Genomic DNA, 8,495 nt, shown 5'->3' with positions numbered 1-8,495 from the left:
GGTCTGGATGATCGTGCAGGGGACCGCGCCCGTCGCTCCGGCCGGCCGCTCCTCGGCCGCGGCGGGGCCGGCGAGCGCGACGCCGCCGGCGAGCGCCGCTCCGAGCAGAAGCTTCGTCTTCATGGGTGTCTCCTCACTTCCCGTCCCGGGATCGGCGCCCGTCACCGGGCCGCCGCCGAGAACCACGTTCGGGGAACGGGCGAGGATGCGTTCCGCTCCCTCGGGGGGCAGGAAGTGATCGGCCGCGGCGCGCGGGGGCGCCGCTGCCACCCTCAGTGCCGGCCGCGCGCCTCCACGTAGCGGCGGAAATCCTCATCGCGGAGCCATTCGGCCATGACGTCGGGCGGGACCTGCTCCGACACCATCAGCGCCCGCTTCGTCTCGTAGTCGACGTCCTCGACCGAGCGGCGGCGCGGCATGTCGAGCGCGCGCCGGCGGAACGACGCGGCGGTCTCGTCGGTGACGTCGACGAGCTTCGCCTTGAGGGCGTCGACCGTGTTCCGGCCGAACCAGTTCCATCCGAAGTTCAGCATATTTCCTCTCCTTTTGTCATGGTAAGTACCTTTGCTGCTCCGAAGTTCCGTAGGCGGCGCAAGAAATCGTCGCCGGCGAAGTTGTTTTGCGGATGCGAAGACCTGTCTCGCATCTGCGGAGGTTTTCCCCGATGGAGGGCGGGCGATCGGGCGCTCAGGCGCCCGCCTGGTCTCCGCCGGATTGCAGTCCGCCGCCGTTCAGCGGGTAGACGCGCCAGCGCCTCGGGCGGAGCGAAACGCGACCCGCGAAGCTGCGGGTCTGATCGGCCGGAATGGCCACTTCCACCCGGGTCCGCCGCGCACCCGTCTCGAGCTCGAGCCGACGGATGCCGCCCTGGCGGCGGACGGCCGACACGATGCCGGGTATCGCGCCGGCATGGCTTTCGACCACGTCGATGTCGTGCGGCCGCAGGTAGAGCTCGGCAGGCCCGTCCGGGCAGTCGACGCGCAGGTCGAGCGCCCGGTCGTCGAGATAGATCCAGCCGCGCTTCACCTGGACGGGCAGGACGCTCGATTCGCCGATGAAGGAGAAGACCGCGGGGGAGGCGGGCTGCTCGTAGATCTCGTCGGCGGTCCCGACCTGGTCGATCCGGCCGTTGCTCATCACCACCACGCGGTCGGCGAGCTCCAGCGCCTCGTCCTGGTCGTGCGTCACGAACACCGTCGTGTGCCCGGTCCGGTCGTGGATATCCCGCAGCCAGCGCCGCAGATCCTTGCGCACCTTGGCGTCGAGCGCGCCGAACGGCTCGTCGAGAAGGAGCACGCGGGGCTCGATGGCGAGTGCGCGGGCGAGGGCGACGCGCTGGCGCTGTCCGCCGGAAAGCTGGCTCGGGAAGCGTTCCTCCAGTCCGGAGAGCTGGACCAGATCGAGGAGCTCGAGCGCCCTGGCGCGGATCGCGTTCCGGCTCGGCCGACGGGCGCGCGGGCGCACCCGCAGCCCGAAGCCGATATTGTCGAGCACGCTCATGTGCCGGAAGAGCGCGTAGTGCTGGAACACGAAGCCGACATTCCGCTCCTGCACGCTGAGGCTTGAAGCATCCTCCTCGCCGAAGAAGATGCGGCCATGCGTCGGCCGCTCGAGCCCCGCGATCAGCCGGAGAAGGGTGGTCTTGCCGGATCCCGAGGGGCCGAGGAGGGCGATGAGCTCGCCCGAGCGGACCTCCAGCGAGACGTCCCTGAGCGCCGCCGTGGCCGCGAAATCCTTGCGAAGATTCTGGATGCGGATCTGCATCGACGCCTCCTAGTGTCGTCCGGCCGCCGAAAGGGCATGGCCGTACCGCCATTCGAGAACGGACTTGAGGACGAGGGTGACGAGGGCGAGCCCGGCGAGCAGCGAGGCGACGGCGAAGGCCGCCGCGAAATTGTACTCGTTGTAGAGGATCTCGACCTGAAGCGGCATGGTGTTGGTGAGGCTGCGGATGTGCCCGGAGACGACGGAGACCGCGCCGAACTCCCCCATCGCGCGGGCGTTGCAGAGGAGAACGCCGTAGAGGAGCGCCCACTTCACGTTCGGCAGGGTGACGAGGAAGAAGACCTTCCAGCCGCCCGCGCCGAGCGAGAGCGCGGCCTCCTCGTCGCCCGATCCCTGTTCCTGCATCAGCGGAATGAGCTCGCGCGCGACGAAGGGGAGCGTCACGAAGATGGTCGCGAGCACGATGCCGGGCACCGCGAAGATGATCTCGATTCCGTGCGCCTTCAGCCAGGGACCGAGCAGTCCCTGGGCGCCGAAGAGAAGGACGTAGACGAGGCCCGAGATCACCGGCGAGATCGAGAAGGGCAGGTCGATCAGCGTCACGAGCAGGCTCTTGCCGCGGAACTCGAACTTCGCCACCGCCCACGCCGCGGCGAGCCCGAAGACGAGGTTCGCGGGGCAGGCGATCGCGGCGACGAGAAGCGTCAGGCGGATGGCGGCGAGCGCATCCGGCTCGCGGATCGCGGCGAGATAGCCGGCGAGCCCGGCACGGAACGCCTCCGCGAAGACGGCCGCGAGCGGCAGCACAAGAAACAGCGCGAGAAAGACGACCGCAGCCGCGACGAGTGCCCTGCGGACGGCGCGGGTCTCGGTCGTGACCGGGCGGACCGCGCCGCCGGCCGCCAGGGCGACATCAGACATGGCCGAACCTCCCCCGGCTCCAGGCCTGCACCAGGTTGATCGCGAGAAGCAGCGCGAAGGAGACGGCGAGCATGTCGCAGGCCAACGCCGTGGCGGCCTGGTAGTGGAACTCCTCGAGCCGGATCACGATGAGGAGCGGCGCGATCTCCGAGACGTAGGGAATGTTGCCCGCGATGAAGATGACCGAGCCGTATTCGCCGACGGCACGGGCGAGGGCGAGCGCAAATCCGGTCAGCATGGCCGGGACCAGCGTCGGCAGGATGACCCGCCGGAGCGTGGCGAGCCGCCCGGCGCCGAGCGTCGCCGCCGCCTCCTCGAGCTCGCGGTCGATCTCTTCCAGCACGGGCTGGATCGTCCGCACGACGAAGGGCAGGCTGACGAAGGTGAGGGCCACCACGATGCCGAGCGGGGTGAAGGCGATCCTGAGGCCTGCCATCGCCGCGAGGGCGCCGATCGGACCGTTCGGCGCGTAGAGCGATGCGAGCGCGATGCCGGCGACCGCGGTCGGCAGCGCGAAGGGGAGATCGATCATTGCGTCGACCAGCCGGCGGCCCGGGAAATCGTAGCGGACGAGCACCCAGGCGACCAGGAGCCCGAAGACGAGGTTGATCGCGGCTGCCGCGAGCGCGGTGCCAAAGCTCAACCTGAGCGCCGACAGCGTGCGGGGGTCCGTTGCGAGCGCCCAGAACCCGGCCCAGCCGAGGCCCGCGGTCTTGAGGACGAGCGCGGCGAGCGGCACCAGGACGACGAGGCCGAGATAGACGAGGGTGAAGCCGAGCGCCAACCCGAAGCCGGGGAGGACACTCGGCCGCCTGAGCGGCAGGCCGAGCGCGCTTGTCATGGCTGGCCTCAGTTGGCGGGCCTGTAGAGCTGGTCGAAGGTGCCGCCGTCGCCGAAATGCATGGGCTGCGCCTTCGCCCAGCCGCCGAAGAGAGGGTCGTCGATCGGGACGAGCTTCACGTCCGGGAAGCGCTTCAGGTCGTCCGGATCGGCCGCAGCCGGGTCGGTCGGCCGGTAATAATGGTGCGCCACGAGCTTCTGGGCTTCGGGCGAATAGAGGAATGCGAGATAGGCCTCCGCCAGATCGCGCGTGCCGTTGGCGTCGACATTGCCATCGACGAGCGCGACCGGAGGCTCCGCCCGGACCGAGACGCTCGGCACGACGATCTCGAACCGGTCCTCGCCGAACTCGGCGAGTGCGAGGAAGGCCTCGTTCTCCCAGGCGAGGAGCACGTCGCCGAGCCCGCGCTGGGCGAAGGTGGTGGTGGAGCCGCGCGCGCCGGTATCGAGGATCGGCACGTGCCTGAAGAGCTCGGCGACGTATTGCCGAACCTTCTGCCCGTCCCCGCCGAAGGCGCCTTCCGCCCAGGCCCAGGCGGCGAGATAGTTCCAGCGGGCGCCGCCCGAGGTCTTGGGATTGGGCGTGATGACCTCGATGCCGTCCTTCACCAGGTCGCCCCAGTCGTGAATCCCCTTCGGGTTCCCCTTCCGGACCAGGAAGACGATCGTCGAGACGTAGGGGGAGCTGTTCTTCGGCAGCCGCGACCGCCAGCCCGCCGGAATCTTGCCGCTCGCCTTCGCGATCGCGTCGATATCCGCTTCGAGCGCGAGGGTGACGACGTCGGCCGCGAGGCCGTCGATGACGCTGCGGGCCTGCTTGCCGGATCCGCCGTGCGACATCCGGATGGTGACGCTCTCCCCGGTCTTGGCCTTCCAGCTTTCCTGGAAGGCGGCGTTCACGTCCCTGTAGAGCTCGCGGGTCGGGTCGTAGGAGACATTCAGGAGGACCCGGTCCGCCAATGCCGACGAGGGCAGGGACACCGCGAGCGCGAAGCCGAGAGCCAGTGCACACCGAGTTCGAACGACATTCGACATCTTTGCACTCCCACCAGATTGCCCATTAAGCCTACCTACTAGGTAGACAAAGTCAACATGATGCGCGCGCGCGGACCTGGCCGGGGAAAAATATTTGTGATGTCAGCTGGTTATGGCTTCAGCTTCGGCGAAGGTCTCAATCTCGACGACCGGCCTGCCGCGCCCCAGCGCGTCGGCGATCGTGGTCCGGTCCAGGACCTCGCGCGCCGATTGGGCGACGCGCGAAAACACCTGACGGATCTCGCAGCCCGATTCGTCGCTGCAATCCTCGCACCGGCGATAGGCGGTCCGGCTTAGGCAGGGGAGCGGCGCGATCGGCCCGTCGATCAGGCGAAGCACCTGGCCGAAGGTGATCTGGTCCGGGCGCTTCAGGAGGGCGTAGCCGCCGGCCTTTCCACGCCGGCTGACCACGATGCCGTGGCGCTTGAGATCGAGCAGGATCTGCTCGAGGAACTTTTTCGGGATGGACTGGCCGGAAGCGATCTCGCCGATCTGGAGGGACGCACCCTCTCCCTCCCGCGCCAGCATGATCAGGGCGCGGAGCGCGTACTTGGCCTTCTGCGAAATCATCCGGTTCGCTTGCGGTGCGGAGTGAGCGGAATGCGGCGGGACTGCCGTCGTTTCAACAAGATAGCCATCGGCTGCCCGCGATGCTAGGCTCTCCTCGCCTGAAGCGATGATCAATCGCCCGCTACGGGAGCATGACGCGTCGCCGCCCGGCGCGGGCAGATGCGGCGACGGCACCGTCCGCCGCGGCGTTCCGCCCGCCTGATCCCGGAGGAGACGCAGCATGGACCGATTCACGGGCGCCTGCCTGTGCGGCAAGGTCCGGATCGTGGCGTCGGGGCGCCCCTACCGGGTCGGCCTCTGCCACTGCCTCGACTGCCGCAAGCATCACGGTGCGCTGTTCCACGCCTCCGCGGTGTTCCCTCAGGACGCGGTGACGGTCGAAGGCGAGACACGCGCCTATGCCGGGCGGTTCTTCTGTCCCCGCTGCGGCTCCTCCGTCTTCGGACGGACCGCGGACGAGATCGAAGTGAACCTGGGCTCGCTCGATGCCCCCGACCAGCTGATGCCGACCTACGAGCTCTGGACCGTCCGCCGCGAATCCTGGCTGCCGCCGTTTCCGCTCGCCAGACGATACGACCGCGACCGCGACGCCGCGAGCCGCTTCGAGGCGTAGGCGGCGGCGCGAGCCGGGATCCGGAATATCCGGGCCGGGAGGGAAGGGGCGGGAAGGGGCGCTACTGGAAGATCGCGAGGGCGTGCGAAATGTCCGCGCCGATCCGCTTCCGGCCTTCCTCGTCCCCGACGTCGTGGCACTTGGAATCGTTGATCTGCTCCGCGATCCGCAGTTCGGTGTTCGTCCAGCCCTGCAATTCGCCATGCACCTCGTCGTTCGGCATGTTCGAGGACCACCACCACCACGGATAGGAAAGCCGCGGGTGGCGCCTGACCTCGACCCCGTTGCCCCTGTGCTGGTAATAGTTGGCCATCTCCTTCGCGCGCACCTGCGGCGGGGCCACCTGGGGCGGGAACTTGACACGCAGCGGATGCTGCACGGCGCGCGCGCTCGCGGCCGTGTCGGTCGACGGCTCGTTGACCGGCACCATGTCGGGAAAGCTCGGGACGCGGGGATCGTACCCGTAGGGGAAGATCGGAAGGTCCGACAGGCCCACATAGCGCACCTCGACGGATGCCGCATTGAGCTCCTGGACGAGCCGGACGGCATACATCGACCCCTTGCTGTATCCGGAGATGCAGACGAGCCCGATCGGGGTGCCGGCATTCCGGGCCGCAACGATCTCGTCGACATACCGGCGCGTGTAGCTCGGCTCGAGCATCCTGTCCTTCGCGGAATCCGACACGCCGAGCGCGTGGCGAACGAGGACCCGCTTCTTTCCCTGGAACTGCTGGCGCTGGTTGTAGATGCCGAGATCGAGGGGGATGTTGTCGATGCCCTTGAAATCGTCCACGTCGCTCGACGGGCGGGCTCCCTTGTACTCGATCACGTAGTCGGTGACGTCGGGCATCGAACGATCTCCGCGAGGCTGTTGCGGCCGGTCAGCGCCGCCCGATCCTGCTGCGCGCGTCCGTCAGGGTCTCCAGCGCGAACATCTCGGCATCGAGCGCCGCGATCGTCATCTTGCCGACGATGTCGTCGGGCCGGCTCTGATAGGCGCGGTTGATGATGTTGCGCCGGGTCTTGTAGGCGAGCACGCCCGCCGCCGTCGACGTGCCGTAGAGGCCCTCGAGGAGCTCGCTCCTGGTGATCTCGAAGCGCTCGAGCGCCATCACGGCATACTGGATCTTGGCGACGTGCGAGCCGACCGATCCCTTCGTGATATGGGCGGAATCCTTGACGAGACACGCCTCGAAGGCGGGGTCGCCCTTGAACAGCTCCGACTGCAGCGGCATGCGGCCCGCCCCCACTGGCCCCAGGATCGGGAGCATGCCGCGGGCGAACGGCCGGCGCAAGCGGCGGAGTGCCGAGCCGCGCGTCGATCTATGCCGCGATCCGCGGTTGGGCTACATCCGCATCATTGCCAGAGGCGCCGAGGGGAGGATTTGGAATGGCAAACGAACGCATGCCAGGCTTCGACACGCTCGCAATCCATGCCGGGGCCCAGCCCGACCCCACCACGCATGCCCGCATCACGCCGATCTACCAGACGACGGCCTATACGTTCGACAGCGCCGATCACGCCGCCTCGCTGTTCGGCCTGCAGGCCTTCGGGAACATCTACACCCGCATCATGAACCCGACGCAGAACGTGCTCGAGGAGCGCGTCGCCGCCCTGGAGGGCGGCACCGCGGCGCTCGCCGTGGCGTCGGGCCATGCCGCCCAGCTCATCACCTTCCACGCGCTGATGCAGCCGGGCGACGAGATCGTCGCCGCGCGCAAGCTCTATGGCGGCTCGATCAACCAGCTCAGCCAGTCCTTCAAGAGCTTCGGCTGGAACGTCGTCTGGGCGGACACGGACGACATCGCCACCTTCCAGAACGCCGTGACGCCGCGCACCAAGGCGATCTTCATCGAATCGATCGCCAATCCGGGCGGCATCGTCACCGACATCGAGGCGATCGCGAATGTCGCCAAGCGGGCAGGCGTGCCGCTCGTCGTCGACAATACGCTCGCCACCCCCTATCTCTGCCGGCCGTTCGACCACGGCGCCGACATCGTCGTGCATTCGCTCACGAAGTTCATGGGCGGCCACGGCAATTCGATGGGCGGGGTGATCGTCGACGGCGGCTCCTTCGACTGGTCGCGCGAGGGCCGCTATCCGATGCTCTCCGAGCCGCGCCCGGAATATCACGGGGTGGTGCTGCACGAGGCGTTCGGCAATTTCGCCTTCGCGATCGCCTGCCGCGTGCTCGGCCTGCGCGACCTCGGGCCGGCGATCTCGCCCTTCAACGCCTTCCTGATCCTGACCGGGATCGAGACGCTGCCGCTCAGGATGCAGCGGCACTGCGACAACGCGCTCGCCGTCGCCGAATGGCTTTCCGACCGCCCGGACGTGACCTGGGTGAGCTATGCCGGCCTGCCCGGCGACCGCTATCACGGGCTGGCGCGGAAATACGTGCCGAAGGGGGCGGGCGCCGTGCTGACCTTCGGCGTGCGCGGCGGCTACGAGGCGGGGGTGGCCGTCGTGGAAAACGTCAAGCTCTTCTCCCATCTCGCCAATATCGGCGACACGCGCTCGCTCATCATCCATCCGGCCTCCACCACGCACCGCCAGGTTCCCGACCAGCACAAGGCGGCGGCGGGGGCGGGCCCCGACGTGATCCGGCTCTCCGTCGGGCTCGAGGACAAGGCCGACATCATCGCCGACCTCGAGCAGGCCTTCGCGGCCGCGGCAGCCTGAGCGGGCGCCGGCCGCACTGCTGCCGCATTGCGGCTGAACGAGGTCGATCCGCGGCGGCAGGACGCGCCGCCGCGAAGCGCAATCCCCTTTTTCTGAACGAGGTCCGGT

At 68.5% G+C, this 8,495-nt stretch carries 10 protein-coding genes; 2 read left to right on the top strand and 8 right to left on the bottom strand.

Annotation, left to right across the window (positions count from 1 at the left end; all coding sequences use genetic code 11):
* Positions 1–272: 272 nt before the first annotated feature.
* From E4O86_RS14445 to E4O86_RS14420, 6 genes are all read right to left on the bottom strand, one after another.
* Positions 273–533, bottom strand: a complete 261-nt coding sequence (locus E4O86_RS14445; RefSeq protein ID WP_161141255.1) for a hypothetical protein — start codon at positions 531–533, stop codon at positions 273–275.
* Between the two features lie 154 nt (positions 534–687).
* Positions 688–1,764 (bottom strand): sulfate/molybdate ABC transporter ATP-binding protein, encoded by a 1,077-nt coding sequence (locus E4O86_RS14440; RefSeq protein ID WP_161141254.1) that lies wholly within the window; start codon positions 1,762–1,764, stop codon positions 688–690.
* Positions 1,765–1,773: 9 nt separating this feature from the next.
* Positions 1,774–2,646 carry a sulfate ABC transporter permease subunit CysW gene (gene cysW / locus E4O86_RS14435; protein ID WP_161141253.1) on the bottom strand — a complete coding sequence of 291 codons (873 nt, stop codon included), beginning with the start codon at positions 2,644–2,646 and terminating at the stop codon, positions 1,774–1,776.
* The gene (cysT, locus tag E4O86_RS14430) at positions 2,639–3,487 is read right to left on the bottom strand and encodes a sulfate ABC transporter permease subunit CysT (protein ID WP_161141252.1); all 849 of its coding nucleotides are present in this window, start codon (positions 3,485–3,487) and stop codon (positions 2,639–2,641) included. The genes cysW and cysT overlap by 8 nt, the downstream gene beginning before the upstream one ends.
* A gap of 8 nt (positions 3,488–3,495) precedes the next feature.
* The gene (locus E4O86_RS14425) at positions 3,496–4,521 is read right to left on the bottom strand and encodes a sulfate ABC transporter substrate-binding protein (protein ID WP_161141251.1); all 1,026 of its coding nucleotides are present in this window, start codon (positions 4,519–4,521) and stop codon (positions 3,496–3,498) included.
* A 102-nt stretch (positions 4,522–4,623) separates the two neighbouring features.
* The gene (locus E4O86_RS14420) at positions 4,624–5,091 is read right to left on the bottom strand and encodes an RrF2 family transcriptional regulator (protein ID WP_161141258.1); all 468 of its coding nucleotides are present in this window, start codon (positions 5,089–5,091) and stop codon (positions 4,624–4,626) included.
* 220 nt (positions 5,092–5,311) lie between these two features.
* On the opposite strand from E4O86_RS14420, the gene E4O86_RS14415 reads away from it, so the two are divergent.
* Positions 5,312–5,704: a GFA family protein gene (locus E4O86_RS14415; protein ID WP_161141250.1), complete on the top strand. Its 393-nt coding sequence runs from the start codon at positions 5,312–5,314 to the stop codon at positions 5,702–5,704.
* Between the two features lie 61 nt (positions 5,705–5,765).
* Here the strand turns inward: E4O86_RS14415 and E4O86_RS14410 are convergent, their stop codons facing one another.
* Positions 5,766–6,554 carry a hypothetical protein gene (locus E4O86_RS14410; RefSeq protein WP_161141249.1) on the bottom strand — a complete coding sequence of 263 codons (789 nt, stop codon included), beginning with the start codon at positions 6,552–6,554 and terminating at the stop codon, positions 5,766–5,768.
* Between the two features lie 31 nt (positions 6,555–6,585).
* Positions 6,586–6,939 carry a hypothetical protein gene (locus E4O86_RS14405; protein ID WP_161141248.1) on the bottom strand — a complete coding sequence of 118 codons (354 nt, stop codon included), beginning with the start codon at positions 6,937–6,939 and terminating at the stop codon, positions 6,586–6,588.
* A gap of 155 nt (positions 6,940–7,094) precedes the next feature.
* On the opposite strand from E4O86_RS14405, the gene E4O86_RS14400 reads away from it, so the two are divergent.
* Complete coding sequence (locus E4O86_RS14400) at positions 7,095–8,387, top strand: O-acetylhomoserine aminocarboxypropyltransferase (protein WP_161141247.1); 1,293 nt, start codon at positions 7,095–7,097, stop codon at positions 8,385–8,387.
* Positions 8,388–8,495 lie beyond the last annotated feature (108 nt).

This window comes from Propylenella binzhouense, from assembly GCF_009866965.1.
Classification (GTDB): Bacteria; Pseudomonadota; Alphaproteobacteria; order Rhizobiales; family Afifellaceae; genus Propylenella; species Propylenella binzhouense.
The sequence above is the reverse complement of the archived record's forward strand: the minus strand, read 5'-3'. Positions and strand labels throughout refer to the sequence as shown.

Coding starts and splice junctions, on each gene's coding strand:
- E4O86_RS14445 (WP_161141255.1), bottom strand. CDS start 533: ATGCTGAACTTCGGATGGAACTGGTTCGGCCGGAACACGGTCGACGCC.
- E4O86_RS14440 (WP_161141254.1), bottom strand. CDS start 1,764: ATGCAGATCCGCATCCAGAATCTTCGCAAGGATTTCGCGGCCACGGCG.
- cysW (WP_161141253.1), bottom strand. CDS start 2,646: ATGTCTGATGTCGCCCTGGCGGCCGGCGGCGCGGTCCGCCCGGTCACG.
- cysT (WP_161141252.1), bottom strand. CDS start 3,487: ATGACAAGCGCGCTCGGCCTGCCGCTCAGGCGGCCGAGTGTCCTCCCC.
- E4O86_RS14425 (WP_161141251.1), bottom strand. CDS start 4,521: ATGTCGAATGTCGTTCGAACTCGGTGTGCACTGGCTCTCGGCTTCGCG.
- E4O86_RS14420 (WP_161141258.1), bottom strand. CDS start 5,091: ATGATTTCGCAGAAGGCCAAGTACGCGCTCCGCGCCCTGATCATGCTG.
- E4O86_RS14415 (WP_161141250.1), top strand. CDS start 5,312: ATGGACCGATTCACGGGCGCCTGCCTGTGCGGCAAGGTCCGGATCGTG.
- E4O86_RS14410 (WP_161141249.1), bottom strand. CDS start 6,554: ATGCCCGACGTCACCGACTACGTGATCGAGTACAAGGGAGCCCGCCCG.
- E4O86_RS14405 (WP_161141248.1), bottom strand. CDS start 6,939: ATGCCGCTGCAGTCGGAGCTGTTCAAGGGCGACCCCGCCTTCGAGGCG.
- E4O86_RS14400 (WP_161141247.1), top strand. CDS start 7,095: ATGGCAAACGAACGCATGCCAGGCTTCGACACGCTCGCAATCCATGCC.